This is a genomic window from Rodentibacter genomosp. 1, assembly GCF_001999285.1.
Lineage (GTDB): Bacteria > Pseudomonadota > Gammaproteobacteria > Enterobacterales > Pasteurellaceae > Rodentibacter.
Map to the genome: position 1 here is coordinate 79109 of NZ_MLHN01000001.1, position 16733 is coordinate 95841.

Annotated in this window: 12 protein-coding genes and 3 pseudogenes; 10 read left to right on the top strand and 5 right to left on the bottom strand. The window is 40.2% G+C overall.

What is annotated here, in order from left to right:
* Positions 1-13: 13 nt before the first annotated feature.
* The 4 genes from fdhE to fdnG form a co-directional block, all read right to left on the bottom strand.
* The gene (gene fdhE, locus BKK54_RS00365) at positions 14-925 is read right to left on the bottom strand and encodes a formate dehydrogenase accessory protein FdhE (RefSeq protein ID WP_077540431.1); all 912 of its coding nucleotides are present in this window, start codon (positions 923-925) and stop codon (positions 14-16) included.
* Positions 926-994: 69 nt separating this feature from the next.
* Entirely contained in the window at positions 995-1705 is a 711-nt protein-coding gene (locus tag BKK54_RS00370; RefSeq protein WP_077540433.1) for a formate dehydrogenase subunit gamma, read from the bottom strand.
* On the bottom strand, positions 1698-2621 hold the full coding sequence (fdxH, locus tag BKK54_RS00375; protein ID WP_077540435.1) for a formate dehydrogenase subunit beta: 924 nt from the start codon (positions 2619-2621) through the stop codon (positions 1698-1700). The genes BKK54_RS00370 and fdxH overlap by 8 nt, the downstream gene beginning before the upstream one ends.
* A gap of 3 nt (positions 2622-2624) precedes the next feature.
* Positions 2625-5708 (bottom strand): formate dehydrogenase-N subunit alpha, encoded by a 3084-nt coding sequence (fdnG, locus tag BKK54_RS00380; RefSeq protein WP_143541388.1) that lies wholly within the window; start codon positions 5706-5708, stop codon positions 2625-2627.
* A 271-nt stretch (positions 5709-5979) separates the two neighbouring features.
* Between fdnG and fdhD the strand changes: the two genes are divergently transcribed.
* Complete coding sequence (gene fdhD, locus BKK54_RS00390; RefSeq protein ID WP_077540440.1) at positions 5980-6792, top strand: formate dehydrogenase accessory sulfurtransferase FdhD; 813 nt, start codon at positions 5980-5982, stop codon at positions 6790-6792.
* A gap of 66 nt (positions 6793-6858) precedes the next feature.
* Here the strand turns inward: fdhD and BKK54_RS00395 are convergent, their stop codons facing one another.
* The gene (locus BKK54_RS00395) at positions 6859-7899 is read right to left on the bottom strand and encodes an ABC transporter substrate-binding protein (RefSeq protein WP_077540442.1); all 1041 of its coding nucleotides are present in this window, start codon (positions 7897-7899) and stop codon (positions 6859-6861) included.
* 460 nt (positions 7900-8359) lie between these two features.
* Here BKK54_RS00395 and BKK54_RS11940 point away from each other — a divergent pair, with 460 nt between their 5' ends.
* The 9 genes and pseudogenes from BKK54_RS11940 (at position 8360) to cas2 (ending at position 16399) form a co-directional block, all read left to right on the top strand.
* A complete protein-coding gene (locus BKK54_RS11940) occupies positions 8360-8635 on the top strand; it encodes a CRISPR-associated endonuclease Cas3'' (RefSeq protein WP_244153064.1) in 276 nt (91 codons plus the stop codon).
* 4 nt (positions 8636-8639) lie between these two features.
* The gene (locus tag BKK54_RS00400) at positions 8640-9167 is read left to right on the top strand and encodes a CRISPR-associated endonuclease Cas3'' (protein WP_244153065.1); all 528 of its coding nucleotides are present in this window, start codon (positions 8640-8642) and stop codon (positions 9165-9167) included.
* Positions 9168-9374: 207 nt separating this feature from the next.
* Positions 9375-11210 (top strand): ATP-dependent nuclease, encoded by a 1836-nt coding sequence (locus BKK54_RS00405; protein WP_077540444.1) that lies wholly within the window; start codon positions 9375-9377, stop codon positions 11208-11210.
* Between the two features lie 80 nt (positions 11211-11290).
* Positions 11291-11880, top strand: a pseudogene (cas5c, locus tag BKK54_RS00410) (type I-C CRISPR-associated protein Cas5c); the annotation flags it as partial.
* Between the two features lie 25 nt (positions 11881-11905).
* Positions 11906-12082 (top strand): annotated as a pseudogene (locus tag BKK54_RS12200) (CRISPR-associated protein Cas4); the annotation flags it as partial.
* A gap of 110 nt (positions 12083-12192) precedes the next feature.
* On the top strand, positions 12193-12846 hold the full coding sequence (locus BKK54_RS00420) for an IS1595 family transposase (protein ID WP_077540447.1): 654 nt from the start codon (positions 12193-12195) through the stop codon (positions 12844-12846).
* 60 nt (positions 12847-12906) lie between these two features.
* On the top strand, positions 12907-14751 hold the full coding sequence (locus BKK54_RS00425) for a DUF262 domain-containing protein (RefSeq protein WP_077540448.1): 1845 nt from the start codon (positions 12907-12909) through the stop codon (positions 14749-14751).
* Between the two features lie 287 nt (positions 14752-15038).
* Positions 15039-16052: pseudogene (gene cas1c / locus BKK54_RS11865) on the top strand (type I-C CRISPR-associated endonuclease Cas1c).
* Between the two features lie 53 nt (positions 16053-16105).
* Entirely contained in the window at positions 16106-16399 is a 294-nt protein-coding gene (gene cas2 / locus BKK54_RS00435; protein WP_077540450.1) for a CRISPR-associated endonuclease Cas2, read from the top strand.
* Positions 16400-16733: the final 334 nt, after the last annotated feature.

Consider the following 16733-nt stretch of genomic DNA (forward strand, 5'->3'; position numbering starts at 1 on the left):
CGACCGTTTTCTATTACATTTCTTGTGAAGGAAAAAGAAATGGATTGAGCCCGCTTCGAGAAAAGCCTTTTTCTTCCATTTCGACATCTAAGAAAATAGAGGCTAAATCATCGGCGACCGCTTCAACATTTGGATTTTTTTCTTGAAACATCATTTTTAGATAGGTTTCGCAACTGCCACAGGTCTCTGCCCGAATGAGTGCTAATTCCTCATTGAGTGACCACATTTCTAATTTATCGTGGCCATTACAATTGGTGCATTGTGCCCGTACCAGATTCCATTCACTTTCACATAGTGAGCAATGTAAATAGCGTAAACCTTGTGAGGTGCCGATGTGGATCATACTTGCCACGGGTGCTGAGCCACACACAGGACAATAATGGATATTCTCCGTATTTTCTAGACGGCTTGCGTGTGGAATTTGTTGAGAGAGTTGTAGCCAGTATAGGGAAAGCGCCGACCAAAGGAATACGGCTTTGTCACTGCTTACAAGATTGAATTCTTCCGCCAATAATTGGCTTGCCATTCCTTCTAACTCTGTGCTGGAGGCTTTCTCTAAAGACTCAATGGTTGCCGCCATTTGTTCATTGGCTTTGGGTTTGATGTTGTGCAGGATTTCTGCAAGGTATTCACGCCAAATGCCGTCACGTTTAAATATTTTGGCATTAAGTGGTTCTATACCGCTTGTATTTTCAATCTCTTGCTGAGGAAGCGGATTTTTCTCAAGGGTTGCTAGTTGGCTTTCTACGACATCGGCAGCAAATAAAAGATAATCTGCCAATGGATGATCTTGGGCTAAATCACGTAAGCGTTTGGCTCGGCGTTGATAAAGATTTTTCGGATTGGCAAACAGTACGGCGGGTGTTTCGTAGGCATTTTTTTTCTGTTCTTTGATTTCAGCTTCGGAAAGAATTTTGATACTCATAATATTCTCTGTCTATAAGTAAAAAGTGCGGTTAAAAATGACCGCACTTTTTGAGTGAGTGAACTGGACTTAGTCTGAGATACGTTTAAATAAAGCTTTGGTTTTTTCACCTTTGGCTTCACGTTCTCCGTCTTTTTCTAATTCAGGTAGAATTTCTTCACGATACCATTTTGGATGGTGTTTTTTCGCCCAACGAACGGTGACCCAGCCTTCTATGATCCCGCGAATTGAACCTTTCACCCAGAATGCCATATACATATGCACCATAATACCGGTGAAGAGCATAAATGCACTTGCAGAATGGAGAAGAATTGCAAATCTTAGAACTGGAATTGAAAAGTGGTGTGAAAAATATTGACGCCACATCACAATACCGGTTGCTAATAAGGTGAACATAGCAAGAATCAATGTCCAAAATAGCATTTTCTGACCAAGATTGTATTTTCCGTTGTATGCCACTTCGTGTTCATTACCTTTTAGGACTTCAACGACACCTTTTAACCAACGAATATCATTTTTTTCAGGAATGTTATGATGCCAATATAAAGAACATAAGAAGATAAAGGCAACGAACATTAAAAGCCCTGTGAACGGATGAACTGCTCGTGCAAGTTGTGGCGTACCTAAAATATCCGTTAGCCAGGCAAAATCAGGGAAGAAAAATGCAACCCCGGTAAACATGGTTAGGAAAAAGGTGATCACCAAGAACCAGTGACTTAAACGTGCAGGAATTCGATGACGAAAGATACGGGTATCGTTCGTAATTTCAAATTTACTCATCTTTTTTTCCTCCATGTTTATCTTCATTCTCAAATTTTTCATGGTGATCTTCGACATCCGTCTCAACATTTGGGCCAACAGTTAAGTAATGACCTAGCTCAGCTAAGGCTAAGCCTCCCATTGCGACAGCCGCAACCGGTTTTAACACATCTTTCCATAAAGTGATACTGAGGTCGATTTGCGGATCTTTCGGGAGACCATTGTAAAGTTCAGGTCTGTCTGCGTGATGTAGCACATACATCACGTGCGTGCCACCGACTCCCGGTGGATCATAAAGTCCGGCATTTTCATAACCACGTGATTTAAGATCGGCAACGCGTTGTTCCGCATAGATCTTCATTTCTTCTTTTGAGCCGAAACGAATCGCCCCCGTTGGACAGGTTTTGACACAAGCCGGCTCTTGTCCGACAGAAACGCGATCGACACAAAGGGTACATTTATACACACGATTGTCGTCCGGATTCATTCGAGGAATGTTAAATGGACAGCCTGCGATACAGTAACCGCAACCGATACATTTGTCTGATTGGAAATCCACAATACCGTTTTTGTATTGAATGATTGCTCCCGGTGAAGGACAGGCTTTTAAGCAGCCCGGTTCTGAGCAGTGCATACAACCGTCTTTACGAATTAACCATTCTAAACGATCGTTTTCTTCCACTTCATTAAAGCGCATGACTGTCCATGCTTTGGCGTTAAGATCAACGGGGTTGTCATAAACGCCTACGCATTGTGCATTGACATCGGATCGGATGTCATTCCACTCAGAGCAGCCCACCTGACAGGCTTTACAGCCGATACAGGTGGAAACATCAATCAGCTTTGCCACTTCAACTTTGTGATCTCGCGCCTGCGGTGCCGGGGTGAGCTCTGAGGTTGCGGAGATCTTGATAATATCTTGAGATTGTACACTCATTGTTTATGCCTCCGCTTTCTCAATATTTACCAAGAATGTTTTGTATTCCGGTGTTTGTGTATTAGCTTCACCCCAAGATGGTGTGAGAACATTAGTGGAGAATCCACGATTACCTTTTCCATTTAAGGCTTTCATATTCCAGTGAATCGGAATACCCACATGGTGAACGGTTTTACCGTCAATTTCTAGTTCTTTCAAACGTTTGGTAACAACGGCAACGGCTTTGATATAACCTCGTTTTGAGGTGATTTTCACCATATCGCCTTTTTGGATACCTTTTTCTGCGGCTAATTTTTCCCCGATTTCCACAAATTGTTGCGGTTGGGCAATAATATTAAGTGCAGATTGTGCGGTCCAACTGTGGAAATGCTCGGTTAAACGATAAGTGGTTGCCACAAATGGGAACTCTTTATTTGAGCCGATAAATTCACGGTCTTCCTTGTAAATACGTACGGTAGGATCTGTTACCACATTTGGATGGAGTGGATTAGTGTCAATCGGGCTTTCAACCGGTTCATAATGCTCCGGCATCGGGCCGTTATTGATTTTATCTACGGCAAATAAGCGACCTACACCTTCGGCGGACATAATAAACGGCCCTGCCTCAGAACCCGGTGGTTGAGAACCATAGTCGGCAACATCAAACCAGTTCCAGTTTTTACCGTTCCATTTGATTAGCTGACGATGTTTATCCCATGGTTTACCATTAATATCTAAGGACGCACGGCTATAAAGGACACGGCGGTTTGCCGGCCAAGCAAAGCCCCAACCTACAGTACAGCCTAGACCGGACGGATCTGAATTATCACGATTAGCGGTTTGGTTACCTTTTTCTGTCCATTGACCTACGTATAGCCAGTTACCTGATGTGGTTGTACCGTCATCACGTAAGTGAGCAAAACCATTGAGTAATTGCCCTTTTTTATACATCAGGTTGCCGTTTTGGTCATAAAGATCTTCAAGAGCATAACCATTTAATTCTTTTGCTAATTCTTCCGCACTTGGTGAGTGTGGTTGCGCATAATTCCATGTCATAGCCTCAAAAGATTCAATACCACGACCGCCTTCTTTTTTGTAGAGCTCGTGCATTTCTTCACGAATCATTGAAAGAATATCTACATCAGGTAAAGCTTCACCCGGTTGATCACAGCCTTTCCAGTGCCATTGTGCCCAGCGACCGGAGTTGGAAATTGAACCGTCTTCTTCTGCGAAACAAGTCGTTGGTAAACGGAATACTTCGGTTTGGATATCCGCAGGATTGACATTGTTTGATTCGCCAAAGTTTTTCCAAAATTCAGAACTTTCAGTTTGAAGTGGATCAAGCACGATTAAGAATTTTAACTTGCTCATACCCGCAAGGGTTTTATTCTTATTCGGTAACGAGTTCAATACGTTAAAGCCTTGTAAAATCCAACCGTGTAACTGACCATCGTTCATTAATTTCACATGAGTAATTGGATCGTATAAACGATCGGTTTTCGGTAAGAAATCAAAACCCCAACCGTTTTCTTTGGTCGCATTATCACCATAGAAGGTTTTCATCATACTCACAAAGAATTTTGACGTATTGCGATAATAGTTGATTTGACCCGGAACGATGTCTTTTGGCGTAATCGCATTGATATATTGCTCGTAAGAGGAGTCTTTATCGTTTGGCAAACGCATATAACCGGGTAGGGAAGTCGGTAACAATCCCATATCTGTTGTACCCTGTACGTTTGAGTGTCCACGTAATGCGTTAATACCGCCACCTGGCATTCCCATATTACCTAATAGCAATTGGATCATCGCCATTGAGCGAATGTTTTGCGTACCGATAGTATGTTCTGTAAAACCTAATGCATATAAATGCGTCATCGTCTTGTTTGGTGCGGAGGTTTTACCGATTTCCTCACAGATTTGTAAGAATAGTTTTTGTTTGACGCCTGTTACGCGTTCGACCATTTCAGGGGTGTAACGGGAAACATGTTCTTTTAATACATTAATTACACAACGTGGATGTTGTAATGTCATATCACGTTTAGCCTGACCGTTCTCATCAAATTGATAATTCCAAGTTGATTTGTCATAGCTACGTTTTTCTGTATCGTAGCCTGAGAACAATCCGTCTTCAAATTTAAAACCTTCGTTGACTAAGAAAGAGGCGTTAGTGTAGTGTTTAACATATTCGTGTTGAATCTTATCATTTTCCAATAGGTAACGAATCACGCCCATTAAGAACGCAATATCAGAACCTGAACGGATTGGAGCATGAAGATCAGCGACAGAGGCTGTGCGGTTAAAGCGTGGATCGATAACGATGATTTTCGCACCGTTTTTCTTCGCCTCAATTGCCCAACGGAAGCCAACAGGGTGAGCTTCGGCAGGGTTACCGCCTTGAACGATAATTAAATTGGCATTTTTGATGTCAACCCAGTTATTTGTCATGGCACCGCGACCAAATGATGGAGCAAGACTTGCTACCGTTGGTCCGTGTCAAGTATTCGCTTGGTTACATACCGGCACCATCCCGAGCATTCGAATCCATTTTTGCGTGAGTAACGCAGCTTCATTGCTCATGGCTGAGGCAGTCATAATCCCTGTGGTTGCCCAACGGTTTACGGTTTTTCCGCTTGCATCGGTTTCGATAAAATTGGCATCGCGATCATCTTTCATTAATCGGGCAATGCGTTTGATTGCATCTTGCCAAGAGATTCTTTCCCATTTGTCGGAACCCGGTGCTCGGTATTGAGGATATAAGGAACGGCTTTCGCTGTTGACATAATCAAGCGCACCAGCGCCTTTCGGACAGAGTGCACCACGACTGATTGGATGGTCAGGATCGCCTTCAAGGTGAAATAATTTTGAACGGGTATTGGTACCGGTGTAGCTACTTAATCCTGTATGAGGTTTACCGGTACTATAAAGCAACATACCGCAACTGACGGCACAATATGTACAAGTGTTACGGGATTCATAAGCGCGCAATAATTTATATTCACGCGGTGCTGCTAACACATTTGCCGGCGCAAAGCCTAACATCGCAGCAGAAGTTCCCGCCATACCACCTGCACAGATCTTAAAGAACTTTCTTCTTGAGACCTGCATAATCACTCCTTTCAACAATAGTTTGTTGAGATATTAATTAGATAGTAAAGAAATTCATCTAGAAAATTGAGTTGATTTCGTTAGAATAACCTTAATCAACAGACTAAATTGCGTATAGAAAAACACCAATTTAAGGTGAGAGTAGGATACCGATTTTTTTACGATAAATCCATAATCAAAATACATTATATCCCTGAAAGGATGTGATTTAGATCACGAAGTTAGCAAAAAAATAACATTATTGTTACATAACTGAATAGGTAGGCTATCAATGAATAGTAGCATTGAGCAATCCATCAAGTTTTTAAAAAAAACAAAAATATCAGGCAAATCGACCGCACTTTTAGAAACAAAAAATGATTTTCTTGCCGTTGAAATTCCGGTTTCGCTTGTCTATAACGGCATTTCTCATGCAGTGATGATGTGTTCTCCACAAGATTTGGAGGATTTTGCCTTAGGGTTTTCTTTAACAGAGGGGATTATTGATAGTCCTTTAGATATTTATGGAATTGATGTAATAGAAGTATGCAACGGCATTGAAGTGCAAATAGAGCTTTCCAGTCGTCAATTTATGGCACTTAAAGAACATCGACGAAATCTTACCGGACGTACAGGATGCGGCATTTGCGGGGCGGAGCAACTCAATCAGGTTTACAAAAATTTTCCTAAATTAGACCGCACTTTTCAGTTTGATGTTAGTTTGCTAGATAATTGCCTTGCTACATTGCAGGAAAATCAACAATTAGGTAAACAGACTGGCGCAACACATGCCTGTGCATTTTTTGATTTGCAAGGTAACTTACTTGCCATTCGAGAAGATGTGGGGCGCCACGTTGCCTTAGATAAACTGATTGGCTGGTATGTTAGTGTGGGTAAGCCATCAGGAATGATACTCACCTCAAGTCGGGCAAGCTACGAAATGGTGCAAAAAGTGATTGCTTGTGGGGTGGAAATATTAGTGGCGATTTCTGCGGCAACGGATTTGGCGGTTAATATGGCAAAAAAACATCATCTGACTTTGGTTGGATTTGCCAGAACAGGTAAGGGAAATATCTATAATGGGGAAGAGCGCTTGATTTTCTGAGAGAGAATTTTTACGGGATTTTATAAAAAGGCAAGAAACCATCTTGCCCTTTTGGAAGTCGAATCTTTATTCTCCCTTCACTTCTTTTACCCAACGCTCAATCAAACGTTTTGCTTCCTGATCAGAACCAAATCGAATGAAATCAATATCAATGAGTTTGAGTTTTGTTGGATTCGGCAGATTAGGATGGGCTTTAGCATAAATATTAGTTGGAAGCTGATAAGCCTCTGCTTCACGCCATGGAATTTCTTGAGCTTCTGCGGAAAGTACAAAATCCATAAAAAGTTTGGCATTTTCTAAGTTTCGCCCATTTTTAATAATACTTGCCGCCCCCAAGGTGTAGCCAACGCCTTCGCAAGGAAGAATACCGGCAACCGGTGCACCTTTGTCTTTTTCCCGAACATAAGCATGCATAAATCCAATATTGGCAGTTGTTGCACCGGTAGAAAGGTTGCTGGTCGCCATACCGCTTTTAGTGTATTGGTTGATGTTTTTGTTTAATGCCTTCAAATAATCAAACGCCTTATCTTCGCCCATCAGCTCGACAAGAGTGGCAATAATGCTATATCCTGTGCCGGATACGCGTGGATCAGGATATTGAACCAAATCCTTAAATTCCGGTTTTAATAAATCAGCGTAACACTGCGGTGTGGCGATATTTTTTTCGGCAAGGGATTTCTCATTAATCCCAATGCCAAGATCCATTAAATAAATAATGGAAGTGGTATCACCGCGTTGTTCCACCAAGTTTTTAAATTGAGGCAAAATATTTTTTTGCTCAGGTGAACGGTAGGTTTCAAGCAAACCTGCATCTCGGGCTTGCAAGTGGGGTTCAAATGTTCCGCCATACCAAACATCCGCTTGAGGATTGTCTTTCTCCGCTTTGAGTTTGCCTAGTACTGTACCGGTACTATTGCGGACAAATTGTGTATTTACATCATATTTTTTACTGAAAGCTTGGGTCACCTTTTCACAGGTTGTGTTTTGTACCGTACAATAAACAACCAACTTTCCTTGTGCCTTAGCTGTGTTTGGCAGACCAATATTTAATAATGTACAAAGTGCGGTTAATTTAAAGGCATTTTTTAAATGAGTATAGGGAATCATATGCATCCTTACTTAATGAATAAAGAAAAAGTAAGTCAGCCCTTGAGGAAGAGAAGATTAGTTTCCTACGTCAGTGCTAACTGCTTCAGGTTCACGGGTGTTTCTCAGCGATTCTCGCACCCTGACTAACCAAGCCAAGACTATAATTTGTAATCTTATTTTTGTAAAGTCGGATCTGTTTATTGTTGTCGTTGTGGTATTTAAAATGTACCTACGTAGAAGTGTTATTTGCCATGAAAAATAATGCTTGAAATATAGGGTAGCGGTATTTTTAACACATTAATTATACAAGGTTTACAATGTATTGAAAGTGATAGGTCTGAAAAGACCGTTCTGTTAAAACGGAGTAGTAAATTTATTGTAAATAAAAAATTGATCTACCTCTCATAAATAACTTTTGCCAATACACATTTCGTTTTTCTTTTTGTAAGATTTAGATGTTTAGTCAAGGTTATTTTTTATGAAAAAAGAGAAAATTTATTACGCTCACTCTAGCGAAAGTCTTTCAGAATCTCAGTGGCAAATTTTACAGAATCACTTGTCTCAAGTCGCCGAAATGTCAGCTAATTTTGCTTGTTTTTTTGGCTCACAAGAGATAGCAAGGAATACGGCTAAATTGCACGACTTAGGCAAATATACAGAAGCATTTGATAGGCGACTGCGAGGTGGTCCTTCCGTTGACCATGCTACCGCAGGTGCGAAGATTGCGGTTGAGCGTTGGGGGGGGGGCAGGTAAGCTGATGGCTTTCTGCATTGCCGGTCATCATGCCGGCTTGGCAAACGGTAATGGAGAGGGGGATAACCGTCGTACCTTAGCGCAACGCCTTGCTCTTGCTTTCGGCAAAGATATTCCCGAGCTTGACCCTGTTTGGCAGCAGGAAATCGTGTTGCCTGAAAAACTGCCCGCACCGCCCTTGAAGCCTGACGCCCATCATAAATGGTTTTCTTATGCCTTCTTTATCCGTATGCTGTATTTTTGCCTGGTGGATGCTGATTTTCTTGATACCGAAGCCTTTTATGCTTGCGTTGAAGGCAAATCCATACAGCGCGGCGGCTATCCCGATTTAAACGCTCTGCAACAACGTTTCAACACCTTTATCGAATCTTTCAGACAGATAGCCAAGCAGGCTCCGGCAAACGAAGCCGAGCGACATCGCGCTGCGCTTAATCGCCTACGCAGTAACATTCTCGACCATGCCGTTGCGCAAACTCCAGCATTACACCGTGCAAATCCCCGAAAGCGCACTAGATGCCTTGTTGAAAGCTAGACGCATTGAAACTATCAAGGAATACACCTTCGGAAAACAGTTTTACTGCCTGATTGGGTTGGATTTGTATGATGATGTGGCGGGGGTTAGTTGGGAGGATACTAATTTTTTAAGAGAGGAGAATTTGATTTTCTAGTTTAAGAAAGTTTTCAATCCATTATTAAAAATATTTTTTTAAACTTATAAATTTATTAAGAAGGTAAAACTATGGAACGTTCACATCTTGTACGTATGCGTGTTAGAAATATTGGCTGTATCGGTAATGAGGGTTTGACAGTTGAATTAGATGATATTGTGTGCTTAGTCGGAGCAAATAATGCTGGTAAAACAACAGTATTAAGAGCATATGAATTAGCAGTTCAGCAAGAAAAGTTAGATATAAAAGATTTTAATTGTAATGCAAATGGAAATCCTGCTACGGTCGAATTATGGGTTCATATTCCTAAAAGTGCAGGCAACATTGATGAAAAATGGAAAGAGGCAACAGAAGATGGATTATTGCTAGTCCGTTCTAAGTGGGAATGGCCTTTAGAAGGAGGAAAACCTACTAGACGCACTTGGGATCCAGAGAAGAGAGAATATGCGGATGACGGTAAAGCTGCTGGATTAGATACTGTGTTTAATAGCCGTTTGCCCAAACCATTTAGAATAGGTTCTTTAGATAATCCTGAAGAAGAGCATAAAAAATTATTAAATCTTGTACTTGAACCAATAATTAATAAATATAAAGAAATTATAGAAAATGAAGAATCTGAATTAAGCAATAAAATTAAGGAACTGAAGAGCTTGGCAAATGATCCAATATCAGAACTTCGTAGTGACATTGAAAAAATCCAGCAACAGATTAATTCATCCTATTGCAAAGTATTTAGTGCATCAGGAATTCATCTTAACATTGGGATTGGAGATATTGGTTTTGATCCTGCAAAATCTTTGCTATCAGGTTCAAGAATTGATATTTCTGAAACAGGCAACGTTGCTCGCTGGGATCAGCAAGGAACAGGCTCACAGCGAGCACTATTTTGGTCTATTCTTCAGGTAAGATCTGAGTTAAGTAGAGTTTCTGATATACAAAAGGAATTACAAAAATTAGAAAGCAAAAAATCACAAACTTCGAAAGATAAAGAAAAAATTCAAAATCTTAAGAGCCAATTATCTCAATCTCAAAATGGTTCAAGCGATTTCTTTTTGCCTGGGTACATGTTGTTGATTGATGAGCCTGAGACGGCATTACATCCCTCAGCAATTCGTGCAGCTAAAGAACATTTATATAACTTAGCGTCTGAAGCAGGTTGGCAAGTCATGTTGAGTACTCATCATCCTGCTTTTGTTGATCCTATAAAAGATCATACAACCATTGTTCGCTTACATCGATTAGATAAGCATTTAGAACCCAATATATATAAATCAGAAACAATAAATTTTAGTGATGATGAATTAGATAATCTGAAAGCATTAATGGTTTTTGATTCTAATGTTTCTGAAATTTTTTTTGGAGATAAAGTTGTTATTGTCGAAGGGGATACTGAGTTTGCTGCTTTTCATGAAGTTATGAATAGTAATCCTGCGGATTATCCTGTTAGCCAACGTCCTCTTATTATTAGAGCTAGAGGAAAAGCGACAATTACTATTTTAGTAAAAATCTTATCTCATTTTAAAATTAATTTTTCTGTATTGCACGATATAGACTCTCCTAAAATTTCGTCTGGTGATAGGGCTAATTCGGCATACTCTATAAATAGAGCAATTTCAGAGGCCGTAACTGAGGCACGTAAAGCTGGATTAACAGTTACTTATCGTTGTTCATGTCCTAATTTTGAAATTCATCATAACATGGACTTGCCATCTAAAGATAAGCCATTTAGAAGTTGGAAAGCTGTTCAAGAGAAGGAAAAAGTGCGTTCAAGTGTAGAATCTATACTGAAAGAATTAATCAGCGTATGCAATGATATTCCAAGTAATGATGGTACTAACTATGAAGAAACTTTAAAAAATTGGATTGAGTTTCATCATAAACAGGACGAGCCTTGTTACAAATTTTAAAAGTATAAATATGGATTATATATGATCTGCCCCTTCTCCCCGGAAGGGGATGTGTTAACAAAATCATAGGAGAACAAAAAATGAATCGGGTACGCCTACACATCTGGGGGGGGGATTACGCCTGTTTTACCCGTCCGGAAATGAAGGTGGAGCGGGTGTCTTACGATATCATCATGCCATCGGCAGCGAGAGGGATTCTGTTAGCAGTGCACTGGAAACCTGCGATACTCTGGGTGATTGATCGCATTTATGTATTGAAACCGATCCGTTTTGAATCGGTGCGGCGTAATGAATTGGGCAGCAAGATTTCTGAAAGCAAGGTGAGCGGGGAGATGAGGCGCAAGAGTGTGGTTGATTTATATACGATGATTGATGACGATCTCCAGCAGCGTGCGGCAACAGTGCTGAAAGACGTGGACTATGTGATTGAAGCCCATGCGGTGCTGACGGCCAAAGCGGGCGAGGACGATACGAGCACTAAGCATATCGAGATGTTTAAGCGGAGGGCGTCGAGTTTCCAGAGCATTTTGCCTGGGTGGTCGATAACGGAGCTTTCCCCGAATCATGCTTGTCTGAAAGCGAAGCCAACCGCGATTTTGGCTGGATGTTGCACGATATTGATTTCGACCACGGCAATCTGCCGAAATTTTTCCGTGCCGAAGGAGATGACGAGACAGCGTATCGCAAAGGGCGCGCTGTGGTATATACAAACCTGCCACCGCGTACCTGTGCTGTTTTCAGACGAACTACGCGCACAAACACTGACTGTTACCGTCCAAGTGCGCGAACTTTTGGCAGGCGGGAAAACCCCGTCACCAGTGTATGGCAAACGCTGCAAAGCCTGCTCTCTGGTGGAAGTTTGCCAGCCGTAGTTGTTGGAACGGGATCGGTCGGTTGGGTATGTGGAGGGGTTGTTTTGGGAATATCAAATTAAATTAATCAAGGGGCTGACGTAGATTAGCTAGTATGTTAATCTACAAAAATGAAGATAACTCATTGTAAATTAAAGAAATCTATACAGAAAAAGCGCCTTGAGTTTTTTGTATTAGAAGTAACGGCTCGTTCAGCAGCAGATTTACTCGGTATTCAGCCTAATTCAGCAATCCTGTTTTACCGCAAAATCCGTGAGGTCATCAGCTATCATTTAGCCCTTGAAGTGGATGAAGTATTTGACAAACAAATAGAGTTGGATGAAAGCTATTTTGGTGGACATCGTAAAGGAAAACGAGGTCGTGGAGCGGCAGGAAAAGTGGCTGTTTTTGGGATATTGAAACGGCAAGGTAAAGTGTTTACTGTGGTCGTCAATGATACGAAGACAACAACGCTGATGCCTGTTATAGCAAGGAAAATCAAGCCTGATAGCCGGGTTTATACCGATACTTATCGTAGTTATGATGCCCTTGATGTAAGCGAATTTTACCACGAACGGATTAACCATTCAGAGTTGTTTGCGGTGAAACAAAACCATATTAATGGAATTGAAAATTTTTGGAGTCAAGCTAAGCGGATACTTCGAAAATATAATGGAATAGAGCGAAAAAGTTTTCCTTTATTCTTGAACGAATGCGAATTTCGGTTTAACTTTGGTACACCAAAAGAGCAGTTAAAAACATTGCGAAAATGGTGTGAAATTTAGGGCTAATCTACGTCAGCCCCTAAATTAATTTTCATAATCACATGTTATTGGAGAATTTTAATGAGCAATCTTGAAAATAAAATTGAGGCTCGCCATCGGAACTTGTTTGATGTATTGAGTGAACAAAAATATACGGTAGATTATTTTCAACGGGAATATAGCTGGGAAAGGAAACATATTGAGGCGTTAATAACAGATTTAACATCTTCTTTTCTTAATGAGTATATGCCAGGGGATAAGCGTGAAGAAGGAGAAAAATACAATAATTACTATCTAGGACCATTTGTGGTAAGTGTCAAAGATGGTAAGCGTAGCATCATTGATGGTCAGCAACGCCTTACTTCTCTTACTTTATTTTTAATTTATCTTCATAATTTGCAAAAAGAATTGGGTGAGACAGAAAAAATTGAATCAATGATTTTTTCGGAATTAAGAGGAAATAAGTCTTTCAATATTACAGTGGAAAGTCGAATTCCTTGTCTAGAAGCTTTATTTAATAACGGTAGATACATTAGTAATGATAAAGATGATATGTCTGTTATTAATATGACCGAACGTTATCAAGATATAGAAGAAATATTTCCCGACGAGTTAAAAAATGAGTCTTTTCCATTTTTTATTGATTGGTTAAAGTATAACGTCATTATGGTAGAAATTATTGCTTATTCCGATGAAAATGCTTATAACATTTTTGAGACTATGAATGACAGAGGGTTAAATCTCACGCCTTCTGAAATGCTTAAAGGATTTATTTTATCTCGGTTTGATAATCTGAATAAGCGTGAGCAAGCTAATGAGGCGTGGAAAAAAGCAGTGCTTGATTTAAAAGTTTATGACAAAGATGAAGATCAACGTTTTTTCCAATCTTGGTTACGGGCTAAATATGCCGATAGTATTCGTACCGGTAAGGCAGGCTCTCAGAATGAAGACTTTGAGAAAATTGGCACCCGTTTTCACAGTTGGGTAAGAGACAATTTATCTAAAATTGGTTTGGATCCTGAAAATAGTAAAACTTTTGAGAATTTTGCTCAAAAAGAATTTCAGTTTTACTTGGATGCATATATTCTGATCCTTAAAGCAGAGAAAGAGCTGAATTTAAAACTTGAATATGTCTACTACATCAATCATTGGGGAATTGCGCCAACATTAAGCTTTCCTTTGATGTTGGCCTCGTTAAATATAAATGATAGTAATGAAATTGTTTGTGAAAAAATAAACATTGTTGCTCGCTATATTGAAACGTTTGTCGTTAGACGTTCTATAAATTTCCGAAAATTCTCAGCAAATTCTATACGTTATACTATGTATAACTTAGTGAAAGAAATTCGGGGGAAGGATGTTCATGAATTAAAACAAATACTTTCCAAGAAACTTTCTGAAATGCAAGAATCTTTTGATGGCATGAATGAATTTCGTCTTCATGGGCAAAATTATCGATTTGTGAAATTTTTATTGTCTCGCATGACTGCTTGGATAGAAAAGAAAGCTGGAATGGATACTAATTTTATAACTTATTATCAACCAACTGCAGGAAAGCCTTTTGAGGTTGAACATATTTGGGCAAATAAATTTTCACGTTATCAGGACGAGTTTCAGCAAGAGCATGAATTTAATAGTTATCGCAATAGAATAGGCGATTTAGTGTTATTGCCGCGTGGAACGAATCAGTCATATGGTGATTTAACCTATGAGAAAAAGCATATTCATTACATTAAAGAAAATTTATTGGTCAAATCTCTCTGTCCTTTAGCATATGAAAATAATCCAAATTTTACTTGCCTAAAAAATGAACTGAAATTGCCATTTCAAGCTCACATAGAGTTTAAAAAAATAGATGTTGATAAAAGGCAGAGGCTTTATCAGGCTATTTGTGAGCAAATCTGGAATAATGAATTGAAAAATTAGCAAGCGTAGGGTGTGTGTCCTTGTGTACGCACGCGTTGATAGGTTATCTGTTTTTTTGTTCTACGCCGTCTGAAAGCCTGATTTTTTTCAGACGGACTTAAAATCCTCCAATGGGTAATATGTGTGTGGCTTGTGCTACACGCATGAAGTAGGTAGGGCATTTATAGCCCGTGGTCAAGTAAAAGTCGAGCATAAATGTCCGACCTACTAAAATCGTTTTCAGACGGTCTAAACAACAATCGGTTCCAAAATAAAAGTGCGATCAAAATCAAGGGAGTTTTTCAACCATGCGAAAACTGCAAAATACGCTCTACATCACTACGCAGGGCAGTTGCATAAGGAGTGGGAAACGTTGGTGGTGGAACAGGAATACAAAAAGGTGGCTCAGTTGCCGGTACATTCCATCGGGCATATTTTCTGTTTCGGCAATGTGCTAGTGTCACCATTTTTGATGGGGTTTTGCGGAGAAAAGAAAATAATGTGAATCTGGCGTTTTTCACCGAAAACGGACGTTTTTTAGGACGGTTGCAGGGCGACAGAGTGGTAATGTTACTGCGATGGACACAATATCGTCTGTCGGAACAAAATCCGGTGCCGATTGCTCGGAATATTATTGCGGAGAAGATTCAGTCGGGTAAGCAGGTGTTACAGCGGCGACTACGTAATCACGGTGAACTTGAGGTGATTCAAGTGGCTGTGTCTGCGATGAATTTCGCTTTACGGTAATTGAAGAGGGCGTAAAGCTTGGAGTTAATTTGCGGAATTGAGGGCGATGCTGTGGCACGTTATTTTGGTGTGTTCAGGCCATTTGCTACGTGAAAACAGTTGTTTTGTTTTCGACGGACGCAACTGACGGTCACCACATGACGAGGTGAATACCCTACTGTCATTTGTGTACAGTATTTTGGGCAAGGATATCAGTGGCGCGTTGCAAGGCTTGGGTTTAGAGCCGCAGGTGGGTTTTCTACATGCCGATGGTCCGGGGCGAGACAGTTTGGCGCAAGATATCTTGGAGGAGTTTCGAGTGTGGTGGGCGGACAGATTGGTGCTATCGTTAATTAACCGAGGTCAAATTAAGCCTAAGGATTTTGTGACCGAGGAGGGTGGAGTGGTGAATATCAAACCGGAGGCACGAAAGCTAGTGTTCCAAACTTTGCAGGTGAAAAAACAGGAAAAGATTGTGCATCCATTTTTACAGGAAGAGGTGGTCATCGGTCTGTTACCGCATATTCAAGCCATGTTGCTAGAGAGGCATTTACGCGGCGATTTGACGGAATATCCCCCCGTTTTTGATGCGATAATTCATCAATAAAATGAAGGAGAAAATTTTGATGTTTTTGGGAGTGAATCATTTATGATGATGTTAATTACCTATGATATCTCTTTTGAGGCAGATGATGGTGAAGGAAGGTTGAGTAGAATAGCTAAACATTGTTTGGATTATGGCGTTCGCGCGCAATATTCAGTGTTTGAATGTGATGTAACGCCTGATCAATGGGTGGTTCTAAAAGAGAAACTTCTTAATACTTATGCCCCTAAATGTGATAGTCTACGGTTTTACCATTTGGGTAGTAAATGGCGTAATAAAGTAGAACATCACGGAGCAAAACAATCTATAGACATATTTAATGATACGCTGATTTTATAATTCGCTAACCTGTAGTTGTCAAGAAAAAACTGAGTGGTTAGCGATAATAAAAGTTCTTTAAAAATTAGTGGCTTATAAAATTGAAGTATGGCAAGAAGAGCAGTGGTATACTTCACATCACTTCCAAGGTAAAAGCTTAGCGAATTAAGGGCCGTAAAACCTTATAGCGAAAGGCTTCAAAACCTAGGATCCAGCCGCCTTCAGGCGGCTGTGTATTGAAACATTTTTGTAGTATTCATCTACTCTCAAATCTAAAGCCTCCGTCTTGGAACAGTTGAGTATTAAATGATTACTATAACTAACGCTAGATTCACTTACAAATAATGTCTATAAT